General features: G+C 46.1%; 24 protein-coding genes. 3 read left to right on the forward strand and 21 right to left on the reverse strand.

What is annotated here, in order from left to right; genetic code table 11:
• Positions 1-27: 27 nt before the first annotated feature.
• The 5 genes from FEF09_RS33005 to FEF09_RS14315 all read right to left on the reverse strand — a co-directional run bounded on the left by FEF09_RS33005 (position 28) and on the right by FEF09_RS14315 (position 6,874).
• Positions 28-1,113, reverse strand: coding sequence for a TolC family protein (locus tag FEF09_RS33005; protein WP_261387489.1), 1,086 nt, complete (start codon positions 1,111-1,113; stop codon positions 28-30).
• Positions 1,114-1,118: 5 nt separating this feature from the next.
• Positions 1,119-4,619, reverse strand: coding sequence for an efflux RND transporter permease subunit (locus FEF09_RS14300; RefSeq protein ID WP_261387490.1), 3,501 nt, complete (start codon positions 4,617-4,619; stop codon positions 1,119-1,121).
• 146 nt (positions 4,620-4,765) lie between these two features.
• Positions 4,766-5,881 carry an efflux RND transporter periplasmic adaptor subunit gene (locus FEF09_RS14305; RefSeq protein WP_146305751.1) on the reverse strand — a complete coding sequence of 372 codons (1,116 nt, stop codon included), beginning with the start codon at positions 5,879-5,881 and terminating at the stop codon, positions 4,766-4,768.
• Between the two features lie 160 nt (positions 5,882-6,041).
• Entirely contained in the window at positions 6,042-6,443 is a 402-nt protein-coding gene (locus FEF09_RS14310) for a hypothetical protein (RefSeq protein ID WP_222596975.1), read from the reverse strand.
• Positions 6,444-6,556: 113 nt separating this feature from the next.
• Positions 6,557-6,874: a hypothetical protein gene (locus tag FEF09_RS14315; RefSeq protein ID WP_146305753.1), complete on the reverse strand. Its 318-nt coding sequence runs from the start codon at positions 6,872-6,874 to the stop codon at positions 6,557-6,559.
• Between the two features lie 128 nt (positions 6,875-7,002).
• Between FEF09_RS14315 and FEF09_RS14320 the strand changes: the two genes are divergently transcribed.
• Both FEF09_RS14320 and FEF09_RS14325 read left to right on the forward strand, forming a co-directional pair.
• Entirely contained in the window at positions 7,003-7,710 is a 708-nt protein-coding gene (locus FEF09_RS14320; RefSeq protein WP_146305754.1) for a hypothetical protein, read from the forward strand.
• A gap of 158 nt (positions 7,711-7,868) precedes the next feature.
• Complete coding sequence (locus FEF09_RS14325) at positions 7,869-8,393, forward strand: hypothetical protein (protein WP_146305755.1); 525 nt, start codon at positions 7,869-7,871, stop codon at positions 8,391-8,393.
• Between the two features lie 1,027 nt (positions 8,394-9,420).
• On the opposite strand, the gene FEF09_RS14335 is transcribed toward FEF09_RS14325, so the two are convergent.
• From FEF09_RS14335 to FEF09_RS14385, 11 genes are all read right to left on the reverse strand, one after another.
• A complete protein-coding gene (locus tag FEF09_RS14335; protein ID WP_012790989.1) occupies positions 9,421-9,843 on the reverse strand; it encodes an SH3 domain-containing protein in 423 nt (140 codons plus the stop codon).
• 20 nt (positions 9,844-9,863) lie between these two features.
• A complete protein-coding gene (locus tag FEF09_RS14340) occupies positions 9,864-10,370 on the reverse strand; it encodes a BON domain-containing protein (protein WP_146305756.1) in 507 nt (168 codons plus the stop codon).
• A gap of 45 nt (positions 10,371-10,415) precedes the next feature.
• Entirely contained in the window at positions 10,416-10,940 is a 525-nt protein-coding gene (locus FEF09_RS14345; RefSeq protein ID WP_146305757.1) for a hypothetical protein, read from the reverse strand.
• Positions 10,941-11,290: 350 nt separating this feature from the next.
• On the reverse strand, positions 11,291-11,608 hold the full coding sequence (locus FEF09_RS14350; RefSeq protein WP_146305758.1) for an iron-sulfur cluster assembly protein: 318 nt from the start codon (positions 11,606-11,608) through the stop codon (positions 11,291-11,293).
• Positions 11,605-12,051 (reverse strand): SufE family protein, encoded by a 447-nt coding sequence (locus tag FEF09_RS14355; protein ID WP_146305759.1) that lies wholly within the window; start codon positions 12,049-12,051, stop codon positions 11,605-11,607. The genes FEF09_RS14350 and FEF09_RS14355 overlap by 4 nt, the downstream gene beginning before the upstream one ends.
• A 7-nt stretch (positions 12,052-12,058) precedes the next feature.
• Entirely contained in the window at positions 12,059-13,306 is a 1,248-nt protein-coding gene (locus tag FEF09_RS14360; protein ID WP_146305760.1) for an aminotransferase class V-fold PLP-dependent enzyme, read from the reverse strand.
• 95 nt (positions 13,307-13,401) lie between these two features.
• Positions 13,402-14,721 (reverse strand): Fe-S cluster assembly protein SufD, encoded by a 1,320-nt coding sequence (gene sufD / locus FEF09_RS14365; protein ID WP_146305761.1) that lies wholly within the window; start codon positions 14,719-14,721, stop codon positions 13,402-13,404.
• Between the two features lie 13 nt (positions 14,722-14,734).
• Entirely contained in the window at positions 14,735-15,499 is a 765-nt protein-coding gene (gene sufC, locus FEF09_RS14370; protein ID WP_089814446.1) for a Fe-S cluster assembly ATPase SufC, read from the reverse strand.
• A 43-nt stretch (positions 15,500-15,542) separates the two neighbouring features.
• Positions 15,543-16,988 carry a Fe-S cluster assembly protein SufB gene (sufB, locus tag FEF09_RS14375; RefSeq protein WP_146305762.1) on the reverse strand — a complete coding sequence of 482 codons (1,446 nt, stop codon included), beginning with the start codon at positions 16,986-16,988 and terminating at the stop codon, positions 15,543-15,545.
• A gap of 49 nt (positions 16,989-17,037) precedes the next feature.
• Entirely contained in the window at positions 17,038-17,367 is a 330-nt protein-coding gene (locus FEF09_RS14380) for a HesB/IscA family protein (protein ID WP_146305763.1), read from the reverse strand.
• Positions 17,368-17,465: 98 nt separating this feature from the next.
• A complete protein-coding gene (locus tag FEF09_RS14385; RefSeq protein WP_146305764.1) occupies positions 17,466-18,047 on the reverse strand; it encodes an NADPH-dependent FMN reductase in 582 nt (193 codons plus the stop codon).
• A gap of 92 nt (positions 18,048-18,139) precedes the next feature.
• Between FEF09_RS14385 and FEF09_RS14390 the strand changes: the two genes are divergently transcribed.
• Entirely contained in the window at positions 18,140-18,802 is a 663-nt protein-coding gene (locus FEF09_RS14390; protein WP_146305765.1) for a helix-turn-helix transcriptional regulator, read from the forward strand.
• 611 nt (positions 18,803-19,413) lie between these two features.
• Here the strand turns inward: FEF09_RS14390 and FEF09_RS14395 are convergent.
• The 5 genes from FEF09_RS14395 to FEF09_RS14415 form a co-directional block, all read right to left on the reverse strand.
• Entirely contained in the window at positions 19,414-19,827 is a 414-nt protein-coding gene (locus FEF09_RS14395; RefSeq protein WP_146305766.1) for an EamA family transporter, read from the reverse strand.
• 2 nt (positions 19,828-19,829) lie between these two features.
• Positions 19,830-20,321 carry a GNAT family N-acetyltransferase gene (locus FEF09_RS14400; RefSeq protein WP_146305767.1) on the reverse strand — a complete coding sequence of 164 codons (492 nt, stop codon included), beginning with the start codon at positions 20,319-20,321 and terminating at the stop codon, positions 19,830-19,832.
• 247 nt (positions 20,322-20,568) lie between these two features.
• Positions 20,569-21,126, reverse strand: coding sequence for a GNAT family N-acetyltransferase (locus tag FEF09_RS14405; protein WP_146305768.1), 558 nt, complete (start codon positions 21,124-21,126; stop codon positions 20,569-20,571).
• A gap of 6 nt (positions 21,127-21,132) precedes the next feature.
• The gene (locus FEF09_RS14410) at positions 21,133-22,236 is read right to left on the reverse strand and encodes an AI-2E family transporter (RefSeq protein ID WP_146305769.1); all 1,104 of its coding nucleotides are present in this window, start codon (positions 22,234-22,236) and stop codon (positions 21,133-21,135) included.
• 58 nt (positions 22,237-22,294) lie between these two features.
• Positions 22,295-23,221: a helix-turn-helix transcriptional regulator gene (locus FEF09_RS14415; protein WP_146305770.1), complete on the reverse strand. Its 927-nt coding sequence runs from the start codon at positions 23,219-23,221 to the stop codon at positions 22,295-22,297.
• Positions 23,222-23,234 lie beyond the last annotated feature (13 nt).

Genomic DNA, 23,234 nt, shown 5'->3' on the forward strand with positions numbered 1-23,234 from the left:
GGTATTTATTGTATAAAACCCTGGTTCTTATTGTTTTCCTCCGCCCAGCGCTCTATACAGGGTAATAGTGCCAAGCAGCAATTCTTTTTTATTACCGGCTAGTGCCAGTTCTGCTTCCAGCACACTTTTCTGGGCAGTGATCACCTCGAGGTAATTGGCATAACCTGTGGCGTAAAGGACATTGGCTGTGGAGACACCGTTCTTCAGCATCTCCACTTCTGCTTCTTTCAGCGTATAGGCTTCCTGACCGTTCCGGATCTTTCCCAGCGCTGATATCACTTCCTGATAACCATTGATGACCCGCTGTCTGTAGTCATAAAAGGCAGACATACCGGCGGCTGTGGTGATATTATATTGCGAACGCAATTGCTGTTTATTCAGCAATGGTGCTGACAGACCTCCCAGTACCCCATAAGCCACAGAAGCAGGGGTGTTGAACAGCGTGCCCGCATTAAAGGAATTGAGCCCCAGATAAGGCGTGATATTCAGTGATGGCAGGAAAGACGCTTTAGCTGCGTGAATGTCTGCTTTGGCTGCCTCAAGTTCCAGTGCTGCCTGTTGGATGTCTGGTCTGAGTGCCAGCATACCGGCGGGAACACCTGTTTGTGCAAAGGGAGGCAGGGGCATTGCCAGCAGGGCAGTATCACGTTTGATGTTTTGCGGGAAACGACCCAGTAAAGCATTGAGCTGATTTTCCAGTTCCAGTGTCTGCTGACGGAGTCCAAGTGACAAACTGCGGGTATTGAGCAACTGTGCATTAAACTGTTGTACTGCCAGCAAGGTAGCGCGACCCGCTTCCTGTTGTATCTGTACGGTTGCCAGTGCTGTTTCCTGTAAACCGATATTCCGTTCTATTACCTGTTGCTCATAATCCAGTACCATCAGCTGATAATACATACCGGCCACCTGCGAGATCAGCTGGGTACTGATCAGCTGACGTCCCTGTTCGCTGGACATGAACCGCAGCATAGCTGCTTTTTTACGGCTGCGTATTTTTCCCCAGAGGTCTATTTCCCATGAGCTGCGCAAGCCAACAAAGTAATCAGGAGTAGGTCCGGGTATTCTTTGTTTATCATCAATATTAGGGGAAAGGTTTGTGTCGTAGTTACCCACTCCGTTCAATGTATAATCTCCCAACGGTCCACGCCGGCGCTGATCACGGCATTCACTTCCGGAGCCCAGGCACGGCGGGCTGCCATCAGCTGGGCACGGGCAGTTTCCATCCGCTGTGTGGCTATCAGCATGTCCGTATTGTTGCGCAGTGCTGTATCGAGCAACTGCTGCAGCAAAGGATCGGTAAAGAACTGTTTATAGGATAAGGTGGCAATACTGCTGCTGTCGGGAGTCGCCACATTGTTGCTGTCATCCGCCGGTTTATTGAACGCCTGCGGTGTCTGAGGTGCGTCAGGGAAATTGACTTTGGAGGGTGTATAACAACCCGTCAGTATGCCCGCTATCAATAACACTGTTAATGCGCCTACAGCATGTTTAGGCGTTTGTTTTCCTGCTTTCTTTTTACTGCCGATAGAGGCAAATAAAACATATAGTCCGGGGATGATCAGTACGCCGAATACAGTTCCGATCAACATACCACCAGCTGCGGCTGTACCAATAGACCGGTTCCCCATCGCGCCTGCGCCACTGGCCACACACAATGGTATCAGACCTGCAATAAATGCAAAAGAGGTCATCAGGATCGGACGGAGACGGGATACGGCTCCTTCTTTGGCAGCTTCCAGCACGGAGAGGCCCTGTTTGGTACGTAGTATCGCGAACTCCACAATCAGGATAGCGTTCTTACCCAACAGACCTATCAGCATGACCAGCGCAACCTGTGCATAGATATTATTTTCCAGTCCGGCCATTTTCAGGGTAATAAAGGCCCCGAATATACCTGCCGGCAGTGAAAGAATTACCGGCAAAGGCAGCAGGAAACTTTCATATTGTGCTGCCAGCAACAGGTATACGAATAACAGACACAATGCAAAGACATAGACAGCCTGATTACCGGACAGGATCTGTTCCCTTGTCATACCACTCCATTCAAAGGCAAAGCCACGCGGGAGTGATTTTGCGGCTACTTCTTCTATCGCTTTGATTGCATCACCACTACTGAAGCCCGGTGCGGCATCCCCATTGATCATCGCTGCTGTGTACATATTGTAACGGGTCAGCTGTTCAGGTCCATACACTCTTTCCATGCGGATAAAGTTTGAGAAAGGGACCATTTCTCCGGCGTCATTCTTTACATACAGGTGCATGACATCTTCCGGTTTTGTGCGATAACGTGGAGAGGCCTGCACCATTACTTTGTACATCTGTCCGAAACGGATAAAGTTGGATGCATAGAAACTACCCAGCAGGGTTTGCAGGGTGGACATCGCATTTTCTATGCTGACACCTTTCTTTGCTGCCATTGCCTGATCTACATGGATCATATATTGCGGGAAATCGGGGTCAAAGCTGGTAAATGCACTACCGATCTCCTTACGTTTCTTCAGTTCGGCGATGAAGTTATTGGTGACGTCAGCAGTTTGTCGCAGGTCACCACTACCACTACGATCCAGCACACGCAGTTCGAAACCGCTTGAGTTACCAAAGCCGGGTACTGTAGGAGGAGGGAAGAACTCGATGCTGGCGTCGCCGATATTCCGTGTCTCTTTTTCCAGCGCGGCAATGATCTCTTTCACTGAGCGTTTACGCTCTTCCCATGGTTTCAGGTTGATCATACCCATACCGTAAGAGGCGCCTGCCACATCATTCACCAGACTGAATCCAGCCAGTGTAGATACAGATTCTCCTTCCGGCAGCCGTGCAGCGATCTGTTGTACCTGATCAAGTACGGCTTCTGTACGGGCAACGGTAGCACCAGCAGGAGTTGTTACGTTAACGTAAATCATCCCCTGATCTTCCGATGGAATGAAACCGCCGGGCAGAATAGCGCTGGCTCCCCATGTAGCTACGAAGAAGACGATCATCAGCACAAACGTGATCATCTTTCTGCCCGCTATATAACCAACCAGTTTTGAGTAACTACGTTCTGTTTTATTATATCCGAAGTTGAATTTATCAAAGAAACGTTGCAGCAGACTTTTCTTCTTACCCGTATCATGGTTGTGCCGGAGCATAATGGCGCACAGTGCAGGCGTCAGTGTAACCGCATTGATACCTGATATCACGATTGCGATAGCGAGTGTAAGCGAGAATTGCCGGTAGAATACACCTACCGGACCAGAAAGGAATGCTACTGGTACGAATACAGCAGACATTACCAGTGTGATGGCAACCAGTGCACCGCTGATCTCTCTCATAGCTGCCAGTGTTGCTTCTAATGGCGGCAGATGGGTTTCCTGCATTTTTACGTGCACGGCTTCCACCACCACAATGGCATTATCGACGACAATACCAATGGCCAGTACGAGCGCAAACAGTGTCAGCAGATTAATAGAGAAGCCCAGCATCTGCATAAAACACAGGGTACCGATCAGTGCTACCGGTACGGCGAGTGCGGGGATCAACGTAGAGCGGAAGTCCTGCAGGAAGAGATATACAACGATAAACACCAGAATAAATGCCTCTATGAGTGTTCTCAATACTTCATGGATAGAAGCGTCGAGGAAGCGGGATACATCATAGTTGAAGTTATAGCTCATACCCGGTGGGAAGGAGCTTGTCTGTAGTTCTGCCATGCGCGTTTTCACATTGGCAATTACTTCCTGTGCATTGGAACCCGGACGTTGTTTCAGCATGATAGAAGCGGAGGGCTTACCATCTGTTTTAGATACCATGCCGTAGCTGAGTGCACCAAACGTAACGTCTGCCACATCTTTCAGCTTTAACACAGAACCATCCGGATTGGCTCTGAGGATAATATTTTCGTATTGTGCGGGGTCAAAGAATTTACCGGTATAGCGGAGTACGTATTGTAATACCTGTGGATCATTATCTGCGCTTTCACCTGTTTTACCCGGAGCGGCTTCGATATTCTGTTTACGGATACCTCCGATCACTTCATCTGCAGAGACATTATAAGCCAGCATACGGTCAGGTTTGAGCCATACGCGCATAGCGTATTCCTTTGCACCCATGATCTCCGCGAAACCAACACCATCAATCCTTTTCAGTTCCTGTAATACGTTGATGTCTGCAAAGTTGTAGATGAATTGTTCATTGAGCGTGCTGTCTTCACTCATCACGTTAAGGTACAGCAGCATACTGTTCACCTCTTTTTCTGTGGTCACACCTGCTTTGATTACTTCTTCCGGTAATTCATCGATGATAGTGGCTACACGGTTTTGTACGTTTACCGCGGCCTGATCGGGATCGGTACCAACGTTGAAGAAGACCTGTATGAGTGTGATACCGTTGTTACTGGAAACGGAAGACATATATGTCATACCCGGTACGCCGTTGATCGCGCGTTCCAGTGGTGTGGCTACGGCTTTGGCACACACTTCGGCATTCGCACCGGTATATTTGGCGGTCACCGTTACAGAAGGAGGAACGATGTCAGGGAATTGAGTAACGGGTAATGTAAATAATGCCAGCAATCCAAGTAGTACAATGATCAATGAGATCACGAGCGACAATACCGGCCGTTTGATAAAAGTATCGAACATAAAACTGTGTAATAAAAAATGAAAAATATGTCCGGACTGAAAAGTCCGGTATCCGCAAAGCGGCTGTCAGCAGAAAATACGCCGGCCTGTCATATACCGGTACTTGTGGTGTATCGGTTATATGTTGCCTCGTATAGCAGCTGTTTTTACAGTGCTTTAATGCTGTCGAGTGTAATAGCAGCAGGATTGATCTTCATGCCGTCGCGCAGGTTGCGTACACCTTCGTAGACAACCCTGTCACCTGCATTGAGGCCGGATTGTACGATGTAGCAGTTGGCGAGTCTTGCACCGGGTATGAAGTTTTTCATTTTTACCTGATTGGATTTGTCCAGGATGAATACATAGTTTTTGTCCTGCATTTCAAACACGGCTTTTTGTGGCAGGAGCATTGCGTCAGCCATTTCATTGCTCAGCTGTACTTTGCCGCTGGCGCCGTGTTTCAATAAGGATTGCGGGTTAGGGAAGCGGGCCCTGAAGGCGATGGAGCCGGTTGTTTCTTCAAATTCGCTTTCGATAGTTTCGACTTTACCGGTGTATGGATAGTCTGTACCATCGGCCAGTACCAGATTGACTATTGCCTGTTCTTTTCCTTTGTTTGCACGGCTATGCTGCAGGTATTCGGTTTCGGACACATTGAAATAAGCATATACTTCTTTGATGTCGGAAACGGAGGTCAGCAGCTCACCTTCTCCGATCAGACTACCTGTTTTCGAAGGTATTCTGTCAATATATCCGTCGAAAGGAGCGCGGATGATCGTATAGGACAATCTTGTGGCGGCATTGGATTCAGAAGAGCGGGCTTCATCTATGCGGGCGTTGACAGCAGCCAGTCTCGCTTTGGCTACTTCCAGTTCACTTTTGGCGATGACTTTTTTCTCCACCAGCAGCTGGACACGTTCTACTTCAAGCTGGGCGCCTTTTGCTTCCGCGATGGCGCTGCTGAGTGCCGCTTTGGCTTTTGCCAGTTCGGAGCGATATTCTTCATCGTTGAGGGAGAAGAGCAACTGTCCTTGTTGGACATGTTGCCCTTCGTCCACATAAATCTTGTTCAGAAACCCGTTGACGCGGGCACGTATTTCCACATTACGTACGGCCTGGATATCGGCCACGTAATTTTTGTGAAGAACGGTATCACAGAGTGACAGTTGTAGGACCGGGTAGGTATTTAATGCTGATTCATTGTTCACGTTCTCACCTTTGGTGATACAACCACCAAGGGCGGCGCTTATAGCTAAAATATATATGTTCCTGTACGTTTGCATGATAGGAGTGAATAGTTTTACGGGACCACTGCAGGTGGTCCGTCATGTTGAAATACACACAGCATCAGCCGACAAGCAAAAGGATGATTGTCAGCTGTTGGCAGCTGCATGTTATTTGTAAAAAACGGGTGACGGAGAGAAATGGGTAAAACTATTCAGATCAGAAGGGGGTATACCTGGACAGAAAACTATAATAAGCTGGGAGGAACGCACGTTGTTGCTGATAGACACCAGTCTTATTCTGTTGTACAGGTATATAAAACTCCAGGTTATGCTCCATTTGGGTGAAGCGGGTCGTGTAACTTGAAGTCTGAGATGGACTATTAAGATAATATCTTTTCTTGCGTGGTACCTTGGTGACGTGCAGGAAAACGGGCACATCATCTGGTTCTTCAATACCGAGGTCTTCACTGTCAATGCAGCGGATCTCTATCTTTTCATGGTCAAACAGGCGCTCAAAGCAGAGACTTTTCTGCTTAAAGGGCGATTTTGCGTGTACGACTGCTGAGTGGCCTGTCATAAGGCCACAGAACAGCAGGAAGTACAGTAAAAACCTGCGCATAATATGCCTGTTCGTGTTGATCATGAATAATAATTCGCTCTCAGTTGGTTTCACAAATATAAAAATGAAGCGGGCTTAATCCAAATACGGATTTGACGAACGGTAAAAAATTATTATTTGTTAATCGTTTCGGATGCTTCCTTTGTGGCTCTCCAGCGTTTAAAAAGTTTGTTAAAAATTACCTGTAAGAGTAGTGCCGCCGGCATAAAAACGAGCCAATGACTAAAAATAAAGGAGAATTCTATCATACCACATCTGCCGGTAAATGCTTCCTCAATTGGTCTGGGATGCAGCTTTTCTTCCACAAAAAAATAGATCTGTGGATAGAATAGCAACAATGCGATGGTGAACAGGTAAGTAAATAATGCCGATGTGTAAGGCCGGAGAAAAGCAGATAATAAGGGCACCAATAAGTAGGGTAGGAGTGACATAGTGGCAAGATACACACAAATTTATAGTTGTGCTCTCTTGTTCAGGCATGTTCCTTGTTTTCGTTTATAACATACACATTATGAGACACATTAGAATTATAGACAGATTAAAAAATAAAAACGATTGTATGAAACCCATTATTTACTTTCTGCTGATCTGCGGTATCGCTTGTAACTCCCCGATGAAAAGTAAACAGGAGATGTCAGATTCAGCCAGTTCTCAGGAAGATGCCACACAGGCGGCGTCCAGCAACTCCAGTGATAATGCCAGCGGTGGAACGGCCAATGCAGGCAGTGCTCCTGCTCCGGGAGAGGAAAGCTCTAACGTGACAAAAGGAGGCAATAACGCCGTATCAAACACACTCCGATATAAGCATTTTAAGTATGCGATCGTTTCTAAAGGAGATGGCAGCGGTCGTTCTATCACGATTGCTGACACAGATACAAGGATCGATTCACTCAAAGCTGACAGTACCACCATTCATGATGTAAAGGGCATCCTGCAGCAGACGGCTATTGACGACCTTGACAATGATAAGAACCCGGAAATCTATTTGTTTACCTATTCAGACGGAACAGAACATACAGGTAGTGTGTACGGTATTACTTATATTAATAACAAAGGTGTTCGTATTTTCTCCGGTGATGTGGATGATCCTGAACTGAAAGGCTATCGTGGAAGGGATTCATTCTATGTACAGCAAAAGCACATCGTTCGTACTTATCCGGTCTACGGAGAATCTGACCCTGACGGAAAACCTTCAGGTGGTAAACGCACGATAAAATATAAGCTGACAAAACAAGGTAACAGTTACATGCTCAAAGAAGCAAAATAAGTTCTTATTTTTGCAACAACAATTAACCCAGGGACCATTAAATGACCTGACGGCTGATATCAGATACTGTTACCCCCATCCGCTGTCAGGAGTCAGGCATAACAACAACAACCATTGAATAGTCATAGTCAATCACATTAATCAATATCTGAAAAACCATGGATTGCGATACAGAAAACTTAATTTGGGGCCTCACCGGATTCGCAGCCGGCGCATTGCTGGTACGCATCTTCACCATTTATTTCGGCCGTTTCTTTAAAATCCGCGGAAAAGTCAGACTGCAGGAAAAGCGACTGATCCTGTACGGATATGACACCCGCTACTCAATCGTCCGTACCGGCTATACGATTGCCAGAGCAGAAATTAACCTCAAATTTCACAACACTTCTGCTACAACAAGAGCAGTCACTGACATTGCTATTTCCGGCAGATTCAGTCTGACGAAATTTATGATCAAGTTCGAAGGTAATCCGCTTCAACCGGGCTTTAATGTAGAGGGGAAGAAGACAATTGAACGTCGTTACTCTGGTCTGGTCATCCCCGGCACAAAGGTCAATCTGCTCAAACAGGAGGACTTTAATGTCATTGTCTACTACAAAGTCGGTGATCGCACATATCAGGAAACATTTACCTCAGAAGAGCTGGAAGTAAAGGACCTTCAGATGGGAACTGTGTTGAACTGAGAGAGGAGTGTAATGATATAGGAGGGAATAGTGGATTGAAAGGAGGAATGGAGAAAAGGTAAGGAATGAATAGCAGATGACTAAAGGATTAGTAGATGAATAATGTGTGAATGGGCTGGACGAGAAAACACAGAAGCTTGATAGTAGAATGGAGAATGAATAGCAATGCATAAAGAATGATGAGAGAATAGAAGCGATAGAGAAGAAATAACAGTAAAAAAAATAGATAGTAAATAATAGATGAATAGCGTGTGAACGGGCTGGAACAGAAGAAACAAAGTCTGGTAGTAGAATGGAGAATGAATAGCAATGCATAAAGAATGATGAGAGAATAGAAGCGATAGAGAAGAAATAACAGTAAAAAAAAGATAGTAAATAATAGATGAATAGCGTGTGAACGGAGCAGGAATAGAAGAAACAAAGGGTTGGCTGTGGAACGGAGAAATTGGAGCGTGAATAGCAAGACGTAAAGAATAATAAGAGAATAGAATCGATCGGTAATAGGTCACAGACGAATAAAGAATAAATAAAAAGAGATAACAAACAATACTTATCGTACGCAGCACATTGATAAAGTACTCATAAAAAACCATCGTACGGCATATTCAGCGGCAGGTTTCAGGAGGAGATCCCGGGCCTTAGCTCTTGAAGTATGCCGACACGTTGTCCCAGAGTTTAATCCCACTCCCCGCTCAACACGACCCACCACGCCCCATAGCAATAACTTCAAGAGCGTCAGCCGGGGATCCCTCCTGAAACCGCACGCAGCAGCCCCGCAATTTTAAATACCTGCTTTAATAACAACAACCTCAAATAAACTATCAACAGCAGCCCCGCAATTTTAAATACCTGCTTTAATAACAACAGCCTCCCTCCAAATACCTGTTAATAGCGCGCTTACGCAGCGTCCACTCACAGCAACTCCATATAACTTTTAATAACCCTCCCATGCTTAACAGCCCCCCGTGTAAATAAAAAAGCCGGACGGCAACCACCATCCGGCTAATAAAATAAATTCCATGACTCATCACTCCACCGGCCGTAAATACTGCGCATGCGCATATCCTTCTTCGCCGTCTTTCGTTCTGATCAACCACCATTGATCACTATGCTTACTCACCAGTGAGACAATTTCTTTATGCCCCGCCTTCCCGATAATCGGCTGATCCGTCCCCGGACCTTTCCGCACATTCAGATTGGACGATTGCGTCACCACTTCCAGCTTAGCGCCTTCAACAGCGGTTGCCACTTTAATATCCATCACAACATCACCCGTAAGAAAATTCGGGTCAATCTTCCCATAAATATTCCAGAGATTATCCTTTACCGCACCACTCGGTGCTTCACCACTAATATGCAGCACACCATCTGTCTCATTCACCTGAAGATTGTCTGTGCCGGATGATCTGGCAGTATCAATCAGTTCTTTGTATTTGTCCTGTAATGACATAAAACAATGAATTTAGAAGGTTATTTTACTTTCAGACCAGCAGCATCTACTTTCTTCGGATGCAGACCATCAAGCGCCTGTTTCAGTGTTTTCCATTTAGCGGCAGAGAGTTCACCGGTAACGCTCACGACACCGGCGTCTACTTTTACATCTACACCCGGGAAGTCTTTGGTGATATCAGCTACCCCTGTACGAAGAGCTTCTTCAGCAGCATTCATAGGTACAGCGGTGGTATCCACAACAGGAGCTGGTGGAGCAGGAGGAGTGACCATGATGTTATTGGTAATACTCTTTACACCGTCTACAGCAGCAACTTTGGTTTCTGCAGCAGTTCTTGCTGCGTCGTCAGGTACATTTCCCGCCAGGGTTACAACACCTTCTTTTACGTCAGCCGTTACTTCCGGCATGCCGCTGAGTTGTTCAGTTACTTTTGCCTGTATCTGTGTATCAGATGGTTTGCCTTTACAAGCTACCATGAAAGCCAGTGCCAGACAGAGGAACGCGATGCTCAATTGTTTGTTTCTCATAAGAATTATAGATTGGATGGTTAAAAATTTTTCGGGGAGAGTGTTTTATCTGAACATTTTGGTCAGATCGCTCAGGTCAACATCGCCGTCGCCGTCTTTATCAAAACCGAATTTGCCACCGATGTTGTTGATGGTGTTCTGGATGTTACCGCCGCCGAGGTTGCCCAGACCGCCAGCCAGATTACCACCACCCAGTGAAGACAGGATATCCTGAATATTGAAACCGTTACCCGCGCCACCACTTTGCTGACCACCTTTCATGGCATTTAATACCGTTGGGATCAGTACAGCAGCGATGCTGGCAGCAGTAGAACCATTAATACCGAATTTCTCCATGATGTTGCCGGCGAAGTTCTGCTGGATATTCTGTGTTACCGGATGATCAGCTGATTCCAGTGCCTCATTTACCTGTTGTGTTTCACCGTTGGCTTGTAGTTGGCTGAAGGTAGAGAGGATCGTGCTCTGCGCTTCTGCGATTACGCCATCATTGTGCTCGTTAGGCACTTCCGGATTGTTGATGACAGATTGCAGACCGCTTTGCTGGATCAGTTGTGTTAATTGTTCTAACATAAAAGAGTTTTATAAGGTAAATAAGATGACAAAGGTATGGAACCTTATAACAATCTTATCTATAGGTTGGTTCATAACAAATATGTTACCAGAAAAATGATAATTAATTAACTGGTGTGCACACAGACAATTGTTAGGTGGGGAAGTGAACATCTGTACTTCATTATAGTTGCTGTGGTCAGCTGATATAGCTTGTGTGAGCAATGAGCACTGAGGTGATATAGAAAGACGTTACAACAGGAAAGACTTCCTCACCCTGTTGCGGTTGGGCATCGCATGTTTGTGTCCAAATAAAAAACGGGTCATATCAGATAAATGATACGACCCGTTTATACTGAGGTTTGGTTGTTCTACATGAAGCCCAATTCTAATCTGGCTTCTTCACTCATCATATCTTTGTTCCATGGTGGATCAAAAGTGAGTGTTACATCTACATCGGATACGCCTTCTACATCTCTTACTTTTTCGTCGACTTCACGAATGATATCGCCCGCTACGGGACAACCCGGAGCAGTCAGTGTCATAGTGATGCCAATGCGGTTATTCTCGCCTATTCTTATTTCATAGACAAGACCCAGCTCTAATATATTCACCGGAATTTCCGGATCATATACTGTGCGCAGTACCTCTTCAATCCTATCGCGTAAGGTCATTGTATTTTCGCTCATAGTTCTGTGCCGTTTTTTTGTGATTGAGATTTTGCCTCGTAGGCAACTGCATATAACTTAATCTGTTTGAGCATACTCAGTAACCCGTTGGAACGGGTAGGGGAGAGATGATTACTCAAACCGATAGCGTCTATAAAGTATATTTCAGATTCCGCGATCTCTTTAGGCGTATGACCGGAGAATACGGTTACCATGAGACTCACCAGTCCTTTGGTAATTACGGCATCACTGTCTGCTGTAAACACCAGTTTACCGTCCTGCATTTCCGTGTGCAGCCATACCTGCGACTGACAACCTTTAATCAGGTGATCAGGCGTTTTATATTTATCGTCTATCAGCGGAAGTTCCTTGCCCAGTTGAATAATGTGCTCGTATTTATCCATCCAGTTCTCCATAAAGGAGAAGTCTGATATAAGTTCGTCCTGTTGTTCTTTGATAGTCATAATCCTGTTATCTTAACATAGAGACAGCCTTTTTTATGCCTGCCACTAATCTGTCTATATCTTCGAAGGTAGTATACACTGCGAATGATGCGCGCACGGTGCCCGGAATACAGAAGAAATCCATTACAGGTTCTGCGCAATGGTGACCTGTACGGATGGCGATACCTTGTTTATCCAGCAGTTCGCCGAGATCGTATGGGTGAATATCATACACGAGGAAGGAAACGGCGCCGGAACGGTGTCTCGGATTACCGATAAAGCGGATGCCTTCAATCTGTTGGAGCTGCTGTACGGCATATTCCACCAGTTGTTCTTCCCATGCCTGTATATTTTCTACACCGATCTGCTGTACATATTGCACGGCTGTACCCAGTGCGATGGCTCCGCTGATATCCGGCGTACCTGCTTCAAATTTGTAGGGCAGTACGTTGTAGATAGTTTTAGCGAAGGTCACGGTTTTGATCATATCGCCACCACCCTGATAAGGCGGCAGGCGATCCAGCCATTCTTCCTTGCCATAGAGCACACCGGTACCGGTAGGACCGTAGATCTTATGACCGGAGAATACGAGGAAGTCTACATCCAGCTCCTGCACATCTACCGGCATATGCTGTACTGCCTGTGCTGCATCCAGCAGAACAGGAATGTTACGGGCATGTGCCTGGGCAATAATGTCGCGTACGGGATTAACGGTGCCGAGGGAGTTGGATACGTATGTAACAGCGATGATCTTTACTTTGTCGGTCAGCAATGCGCTGAATTCGTCCATGAGCAGTTCGCCTTTTTCATCCATAGGGATGATTTTCAGTTCTGCACCACGGTCTTCACACATCATCTGCCACGGAACGATATTGGAGTGATGTTCCATAGCGGATGCCAGTACCACGTCGCCGGGTTTGATCTCACCACGACCAAAAGAATAGGCGATCAGGTTGATACCATCGGTAGTGCCTTTGGTAAAAATGACTTCTTCCGGTTTGCGGGCATTGATAAAGGAGGCGATGATTTTACGTGAGTTTTCGTAAGCATTGGTTGCTTCCTGACTCAGGTGGTGTACGCCACGGTGCACGTTACTGTTGATGCGGGTATAGTATTCTATCAGCGTATCCAGTACAACCTGCGGTTTCTGGGTAGTGGCCGCATTATCAAGATATACAAGCGGTTGGCCGTATACTTTTTCCTGTAACAGCGGGAAGTCCTTTCTGATCTTTTCTACGTCTAGTGCCGGAACAGTGATGTCTGGTACGTGTTGCATAATACTCTATAATTTATCGTTCTTCTCTGAAGCATCAGAGGTCATCCGGGATGAACCTGGATGACCTCGTGCAAAGATCGGAATTTCTGATCGAATTAGTTATTGATAGCGCCGGCTACATACTGGCGGATCTTTTCTGCGAGGAAATCCTGTAATGCCGGTATGTGTACCTGATCGGTAATGTCAAATGCGAAAGCATTCACCAGCAGTGACTTGGCGGCTTCTTCACCAATACCACGGGAACGCAGGTAGAAGAGAGATTCTTCACTGAAGCGTCCTACGGTAAAACCGTGGCTGCACTTCACGTCATCTGCATATATTTCCAGCTGTGGCTGAGAGTTGATGTTGGCCTTTTCGCTCATCAGCAGGTTATTGTTCTGCTGGAAAGCGTTTGTTTTCTGCGCATCCTGATGTACGTGGATCTTACCGGTGAATACACCGTTAGCGTCGTCCAGCAGTACACCTTTATACAGCTCATTACTGTTACAGTTTGGCACGAGGTGATCCACGAAGGTGTGGTTATCTACGTGCTGGGTACCTGTAGCCAGATAGAGACCGTGCAGATTGGTTTCCGTATTGCTACCTGTCAGCGCTACGCTCAGGTTGTTACGGGTCAGTTCTGCGGAAGGCAGGGTGAAGTTAAAATGATGATAGCGGCTATCAGCTTTCTGGGTAGCAGAAGTATGATAGATGTGGCGGCTGTTTTTAATGGTGCTCTGGATATTGTAGTGCCAGAGTTCAGCATTTTCTTCCAGTACCACTTCTGTTACTGCGTTCACGAAGGCGATGGCGGAGTCATTGAGACCTACAGCGCTTTCGATGATTTCCAGTGTTGCGCTTTTATGCAGCACTACCAGATGGCGTGGCTGTATAAATGCGTTAGCGGAAGCTGTATATACGTGAATGATCTGTATTGGTTTGTCAAGCGTTGCATTGACACCAGCTTCGATAAAGAGACCGTCTGCAAACAGTGCCGCGTTCAGTGCTGCGAATGGCTGCGACTGCAGATGCGGGTGTTTGTCAAACCATGCCTGCAGCTGTGCGTTACCGGCTGCATCGCTCAGTTTGGAAACGGTGATCTTACCACCAGCCGGCAGTTCGGAAAGATCCGTCTGCAGGCGTCCGTTCACCAGTACAACGCGGTAGCTGTCCAGTTGAGGGATGCTGGCTGCTTTCAGTTGCTCAGGTGTAACAGTTGCCTGTTCTTCCTGTGCGAGAGTGAAAGCATCTTTCAGAAAGCGCTGTACGTTGGTATAGCGCCACTCTTCTGTTTTAATGGTAGGCAGACCCAGTTCCTTGAAGCGGCTGAAAGCCAGCTTACGTGCAGGCATGATTGCGTTATCCGCATCCACTTTCTGCTCAGGTCCGGGTACCCCATTGGATATAAATTCGTAGAATGATTTATCGCTCGTCATGGTTCTTTTTGCGTTATACAGATTCTTTCTGGTGTACCTCTTCTTTCAGCCAGTCGTAGCCTTTCTCTTCCAGTTCCAGCGCCAGTTCTTTGGTGCCGGTCTTTACGATCTGACCGTTGTACAATACGTGTACGAAGTCAGGCACGATGTATTCCAGCAAACGCTGGTAGTGGGTAATAACCATAAAAGCCTTATCTGCATTGCGCAGTTTATTAACACCTGCTGCAACGATACGCAGTGCGTCAATATCCAGGCCGGAATCAGTTTCATCCAGTATAGCTAATTTCGGATCGAGCATAGCCAGCTGGAACACTTCATTCCTTTTTTTCTCACCGCCGGAGAAACCTTCATTCAGAGAGCGGTTCATCAGGTTGGCGTTAAAATCTACCAGTTGCTGTTTTTCTTTGGTCAGCTTCAGGAATTCTTTGGATTCCAGCGGAGGCAGATTGTGGTAAGTCCTGATCTCATTTAAGGCAGTCTTGAGGAAGTGCAGGTTAGATACGCCTGGGATCTCAACCGGGTACTGGAATGCCAGGAACAGGCCTTCGCGTGCACGGTCTTCCGGAGACAGATCCAGCAGGTTTTTACCTTCGAAGATCACTTCACCTTCTGTCACAGTATAATTTTCACGACCCGCTAACACAGAAGACAATGAGCTCTTTCCTGAGCCGTTAGGGCCCATGATGGCGTGCATTTCACCTTTCCTGATTTCCAGGTTGATGCCTTTCAGGATCTTTTTACCGTCTACTTCTGCGTGCAGATTTTTAATCGTCAGCATGATTGTATGTTTCTCTGTTGTTTTTGCTTTGAAAATGTTTTTATTATCCTACGCTACCTTCCAGTGTGATAGAGAGCAGTTTGCGTGCTTCCACGGCAAATTCCATCGGAAGCTGGTTCAGCACTTCCTGTGCGTAACCATTTACGATCAGTGCAACTGCTTTTTCTGTTTCTATACCACGTTGATTAAGATAGAAGATCTGATCTTCCCCGATCTTGGAAGTAGTTGCTTCGTGTTCAACGGTGGCAGTACTGTTCCTTGATTCGATGTAAGGGAAGGTGTGTGCACCACAACGATCACCGATCAGCAGGGAGTCACACTGTGTAAAGTTACGTGCATTGGCAGCACGTGGTCCAACCTGTACCAGTCCGCGGTAAGTATTATCGCTGAGGCCAGCGGAAATACCTTTGGAAATGATACGGCTGCGGGTATTGCGGCCAAGGTGGTAGATCTTGGTACCGGTATCAGCGATCTGCTTGTTACGGGTTACTGCTACTGAATAGAATTCACCTTCAGCATCATCGCCCTGCAGGATCACACTCGGATATTTCCAGGTGATAGCAGAACCGGTTTCTACCTGTGTCCATGAGATCTTGCTGCTTTTACCCTTACAGATACCACGTTTGGTTACGAAGTTGTAGATACCGCCATTACCGTCTTTATCACCGGGATACCAGTTTTGTACAGTAGAGTATTTGATCTCTGCGTGGTCCATCGCAACGAGTTCCACTACTGCAGCATGCAGCTGGTTCTCATCACGTCTTGGCGCCGTACAACCTTCCAGATAGCTTACGTAGGAATTATCGTCAGCAATGATCAGGGTACGTTCGAACTGACCTGTGTTTTCCGCGTTGATACGGAAATAGGTGCTCAGTTCCATCGGACAGCGTACGCCTTTTGGAATGTATACAAAAGAACCGTCGGAGAATACTGCTGCATTCAGGGCGGCAAAGATATTATCAGAGTGAGGTACTACAGTACCGAGGTATTTTTTAACCAGATCAGGATGGTTTCTTACCGCTTCCCCGAAGGAGCAGAAGATAATGCCCAGTTCCTGTAATTTGGCTTTGAAAGTAGTGGCAACGGAAACGCTGTCAAATACAACGTCTACAGCAACGCCGGCCAGTGCTTTCTGTTCATTGATAGGAATACCCAGTTTTTCGAAGGTAGCCAGCAGTTCAGGATCTACTTCGTCCAGGCTGCCCAGCTGTTTCTTCTTCTTGGGAGCAGCATAGTAGGAGAGTTTCTGAAGGTCCAGTTCCGGCATTTCAAAATGCTGCCATTTAGGGAACTGCATCTTTTTAAATGCCTGAAAACCCTTCAGACGCCATTCCAGCATCCATTCCGGCTCTTCTTTTTTGGCAGAAATAAAACGGATGGTGTCTTCATTCAGACCCACCGGCGCCATTTCCATTTCAATGTCGGTAGTGAAGCCAAACTCATATTCCCGGTTGGCTATGTCATCAATTATTTCGTTGCTGTTTCTCATTTTCCGAGTTAATTAAGTAATGCAGAAGCTTGCTGGTGATAATTGGGAATTATACCGCAAAGCTTTCCCCACAGCTACAGGTACGGGTAGCATTAGGGTTGTTGAAATAAAGCCCCTTGCCGTTGAGACCATCGGAATAATCCAACTCAGTGCCGTACAGGTACAGGAGGCTTTTCATCTGCACCACAATTTTAACACCTTTATCTTCAAAGGTCTGATCACCATCCTCATGCTCCGAATTTTCAAACTTCAACACATATTCCAGTCCTGAGCAACCGCCACCTTTTACGCCAACGCGTACGAAAGTACCGGGAGCATGGTTCTCCTTGACCATAAGGTCTTTTATATATTCGCCTGCTTTTTCTGATACTGTTATCATATTGCTTCCTTTTATACAGATTTCACCATATTATGATAATGCGTGGTGAGATTATTTACCTGACGTTTGTTTTATCGGGAAATTGTAAATACTTCCGCTCAGAGATTATCATTCACATTTACCAGAGGGATTCTTTCCCCGATTCTGGCATCTCCTAATAAAGAGATCATTCTGTCGAACTTATTCTTATATGACGTGGTAAATGTTTTAGTCTCCTGGTCATAAAGATGTTCTTTCATAATGGGTACTGAAAACGGAAGCACCCATGCCCTGAGGGCTTTCGCTACCGAATCCATTGCATTAATACCCTGCATGGCCTGAGAACCGTCTCCCCAGCACACCAAAGCTACAACCTTTCCCGTTAAATAAGGATTACTGAGCTTGCTGGTCATTTCCAGCCAGTCCAGGGCATTCTTCATGACACCCGTCATACTGCCATGATAAAGCGGAGTGAGCCATACATGGACATCCGCCTTGCAGAAGGCATCACACATTTTTTTAACGGATCCGGGCATTTCTCCCTTGGGATATGCAAAGAACGGAATATGGCCGTCAACAGGGCTGAACACTTCCGTAGAAAATCCTTTTTGGCGGAACTGTTCTTCGAAGTAGCCCGTCAACTGATTGGCAGTTGTATAGGGGCTGCTGTCCATTGTGCCGTTGAAGATCAAGACGTTCATTTAAAATTCTCCTGTTTTAAGCTGTTGTTCTGGCAACAAATTTTTTTAACTCCTACAAAATTACGACATTTGAGAATAAAACAAGTAATAACTTGGAAAATTATAGACCCATCACAAAAGCAACTGCCGACAAGTTTCTGCAGTTACTCAAAACGAAGGGGCCTCAATCGGCCGCTATGTTAGCTGCCGCCTTAGGTATAACAGGAGAGGGCGCCCGCCTGCAGCTGCTGAAGCTTGCAGAAGAAGGGCTTGTGGTGTCGGCTACCAGCTCAAGAGGAGTAGGCCGGCCTGTTCAGATCTGGGATCTCACACCACTTGGCCATGCCCATTTTCCGGATACACACGTAGAGCTGACACTGCAATTAATAGAAACCATCCGCCGCGAACTGGGGGAGGCCGCACTTGAAAAAGTAGTGGCCGCCCGCGAATTCCAGCAACAGGAGAAATATATGAACGCCCTGACAGGCATCAGCAGTCTGGCAGAAAGACTGGCTCAATTCGCCACTATCCGTTCCTCCGAAGGCTATCTTGCCGAATGGAGAGAGGAAGAGGACGGTTTCATATTCATTGAAAATCATTGCCCTATCTGCTGTGCTGCCACTCAATGCGCAAACATCTGCGAATCTGAGCTGAAAACCTTCCGCAGCCTCATGGGCGACGACGTAGAAGTCAACCGCATCGATCATATCATTGCCGGTAACCGCCGCTGTGTATATAAGATCACCAAAACAAAAGAACTCGTTGCCAGCCGTTAAAAAACGACTGCTTATAAATAACTACAAAAGGGGATGTCCACAGGATGTCCCCTTTCTTTTTTCTGCCCGCAACCGCCCCATATATGCTCACCCGACACGTATATTATTATACATTGATCCGGATGATTGCTTATATTGATGTTATTTTCACCTTAGGTAATGATGCGGACGAAAACAGGAGGATAATCAGCGGTAATTACCTACAATAGGGGAGACACACCAGCTGATAATACGGAGATAAGGTGGACATGAGGTGGACCTGATCGGAATAAAAGAGAGAGAAAATAGTATTATAATAAGTAGATAAGCAGGCAGAAAAAAGAACTCCTCTTTTTACAAATCATAGGCATTTTAAGATTTTAGCACTGCCATCAGTAAGCATATATGCAAATACACCTCCAATTTTTCAAAAAAGACAATTCATGCAGCGGGTTTGAGAAGGAGCTGTCGGGCCTTAGCCCTTTGCAGCGCCCCACACGACTGACAGCGCCTCATCGCATGCCCAGCCCAACCCCGCCCTGACAACGCCCCATAGCAAGTCACTGCAAAGGGCATCAGCCCGACAGCCCTTCTCAAACCCAGAGCCGTATGTCCCAAAGACTAACTTCCAATCATAAAATCAGCACCAACGTACCCGCTATAATCAAAACAGCCCCAATCGCCATCTTCACCGTCAACGCCTCATGCAAAAAAACTAATGACAAAATAATGGTCAATGCCACGCTCAACTTATCTACCGGTGCTACCTGAGACACCTTACCCATCTGTAAGGCCTTGAAATAAAAGATCCATGACAGCCCCGTCGCCATACCCGACAACACTAAAAATATCAGATTCGTCTTCGACAGCTGCTGCAATCCCTTACCCTCCCCTCTGAAAAGTACAATCCCCCACGCCATCATCAGGATAATGACCGTTCTGATAGCCGTCGCCAGATCAGAATTTACCCCGGCAACCCCCACTTTCGCAAAAATTGCCGTCAGTGAAGCAAATAAAGCAGATAGCAAAGCATATAACCACCACATGCTCAATAGATTCTTTTACCCAATATATTCAGACTCCTTTCTACACCATCCAGCACCGCAATATCCGGCAGGTGCGCCCATTCCTTAAATCCTAACTGTTCAAACAACTTCAGACTGGGAATGTTATGCGCAAAAATGAAACCGAGTAAAGTATGCACCTTGATCGAAGGACACTGTTCCATCGCATATTGCAGGATCTTTTTACCATATCCCTTACCGCGTGTATTTTCATGAAGATAAATACTGATTTCCGCAGTGCCGTCGTACGCCGGACGACCATAAAAAGACTGAAAACTCACCCATCCCACCGAAACACCTTCATCTTCCACCATCCACAACGGACGTTTTTCCGGAGAATGAATGTCAAACCAATGCTGCCTGCTTTCCACAGTAACCGGTTCGGTATCCGCGGTTACCATACGACCCGCAATAGTAGTGTTGTAAATTGCGACAATTTCCGGAAGATCTTCCTGCGTAGCGTTCCTGTAGTTCATTATACTGATGTAATTAGATAGACGCAAACGTAATAAAAAGCTGTATCATTCAGCATGAAATCTTCGCCACTTATATCCTTATTTAAAGAGGGTTAAAAGAAGATGCTTTTCTGATAGTCTGACTATACTCATCCTTCGTTAATGCTACGTTATAAACGGAGGATTAACGAAGGATGAGTATAGTCAGACTATTATCAGACATATAAAAACAGGGAAATAGCAGGGGAACTAACTGGTGATTGATCCTCTAAAATAACATATCATAACGGTAATCCTTCTGCAGTAAACTTGTAATAAACGCATTCACAAATTTTCCTTTCTGGAAGAAGGCTTCCCGTACAAGTCCTTCCTGTTCAAAACCAAGGCGCTGCAGCAAACGGAAAGAATTAATATTGGCAGGATCAACATAGGCTTCAATGCGGTTCATCTGCAATTCTTCAAATCCATATTGCAGCAAACGGTGAATACTATTTGTCATGATACCTTTTCCCCAGTAAGCGGGCAGGAGGTCATACCCCAGCTCCATTTTATAATGCGTACGATTGATATGATGAAAGCCACAGGTGCCGATCAGCTCATTCCGGCCATTAATAGTGATCGCCCAGCGCATACCCTCTCCACTGGCCAGCTTTTCTCTAAAAAAAGAGATCAGCTGTACAGCTTCCGATACGTTGACAAACTTTTCGATGTCCATAAAGCGCACTACCTTTTCGTGAGAAAAAAGGCTGAAGAGTGCTGCAATGTCTCTCTCGTCTATTGTCCGCAGACTGATATCGCCGGTTGTAAGCGTGGGTATTTCCATCATGACTGTTTATTCACTGACTGGATCCGGTCCCTTTTCAACTACGACCGGTGCTTTCTTTTTCTTTAAGGTGACGTCCCCCAATAACAGAGCCCAGGGCTGCATATATTCTATATGTTCAAATACGATCTTGAGAATAGCGATAAATGGAATAGCGAGAAACATGCCGGGGATGCCCCAGATCAGATTACCGGATACAACACCGAGGATGGTCACCAATGCATTGATCTTCACTTTAGAACCCATAATACGCGGTAAGAGGATATTACTATCGAGGAAATGAACCAGCAGCAAACCTGCACCCACCTGTATGGAGGCGGCCAGAGAACTATTGGTCAGCGTGAGCAGCATACAGATAATAGTGGCCACATAGATGCCCAGATAGGGGATGAGGTTGAACAGGGCGGCCATGATACCCAGCAGGGTGGCGTATTTAACACCGAATATCCATAACATCGCGCAGTTCACAACAGCGACTACCAACATTTCTATCATCAGACCAGATACATAACCCTTAATAATATAACGCGTCTGCATTACGACGTCCAGCAGTTTGTCGCGATGCTTTTCCCTGAACAGGCGTATCAGAAAAGTGAAGATCAGGGAGCGGTATAACAGGAGGAAGAAACTATATAATAAGACGAAGATGACGAAGATCAGCAGAGAAGATAAGGATAAAAGGGTACTGCTTATAAAACCGGTGGCGCTGCCCAGTGTACCCATAGCCATTTGTTCCAGATAATCCATCTGGCGGGCCGTGTCAATATGGAACTTTACGTTTATCCATTGCTGTAAAGAGTTGAGCGAATTCAACAGTTGTTGCTGTAATTGTGGGAAATCCGCCACAAATGATCCCATTTGCGCTGCCAGCAGCAAAAGAATACCTACCAGTAGTATCACAAACAGGAATATCACCGTAAATGCCGCCATTCCCCGTGAAAAGCGCCACTTTTCCAGCTGATTAGCCATTGGCAGCAGCATAATGGACACCAGCATGGCGAATGCAAGCGGAATGATCAGCTCATGCCCTAAGCGGGCAACATAGATGATCAGTATAATGCATAACAGGGTGTAGGCCAGCCGGGCATTAAATGGCAGCTTTACTTGATTCATGGGACAGTCGTATTTCCCTCAAATATATATTTTTAAAGAGGGAAACCGAAACTGCACATCAGATGAGTTGTTTGAAATGGGGGATATAAATGATGCAGGAATTAGGCGCAAGCATCGATATAAAGAAATGAGTACCACTCATTTTGAAGACGCCTTCTTTGATGTATCGGTCTATAAACTCGTACATGGGAATACCTGCAGTGGCAAAATCTGTTGGTACCGGCAGAGTAATGTAATGTCCGCCCGGTATATGTTTGGTCATTAATTTTTCTCCGAGGATGGTCTGTTCCAACGCGGGTGTGATATCCTTATTGGGTATCAGAATGCCTGCGTACATGCTCATGCGCTCATAATCAGTCACCGGAACGGAGTCCAGCGTACTGGTGATCACCTTTGCATTGACGAGGTTATGATTACCAATAATATTCCGCATCCGCTGTTCTTCACGGTTCATTTTCATGATCATCTGTGCGACAGGATCCTGTCCGCGGGACAGCAAAGTATAAAACAGGGTACTATCCGGAAGATGATCTGTCTCCGTTCTTTCAAAACTGAACAATGGGGTGAACAGTTCTCCCTGTTTATCAAAAGCTTGTACGATCAGATTCACCATGTCAAGCGTCCGCTTTTCATTGGGCAATGTTTCGATCTTCCGGAAGTTGCGCGGACTCTTGTTGAAGTATTGCGTAAAAGCTTTGGTATAGGCGGCAACGGTAGCATAACCTGTTCTGTCGCCTATCTCACTGATATTGTATCCGCTGTGTCGCAACAAACCTGCGGATACTTCCAGCCGGTGCCGCTTCACATATTGCCAGTAGGGTTCTCCGATGACAGTCGTAAAACTGTGATAAAAATAAGAGTAGGAGATTCCTAAGTATTCGGATACGTCTTTCATCTCGAACGATTCGGACAAACGATCGTCCGCATAACTAAGTGCTTTGAGGGCCATCAGCTCCATTTCACGAGCCGGAGGGTTGTGGTTCATAGACAATATTAAT

Source organism: Chitinophaga pinensis, from assembly GCF_007896845.1.
Taxonomy (GTDB): domain Bacteria; phylum Bacteroidota; class Bacteroidia; order Chitinophagales; family Chitinophagaceae; genus Chitinophaga; species Chitinophaga pinensis_C.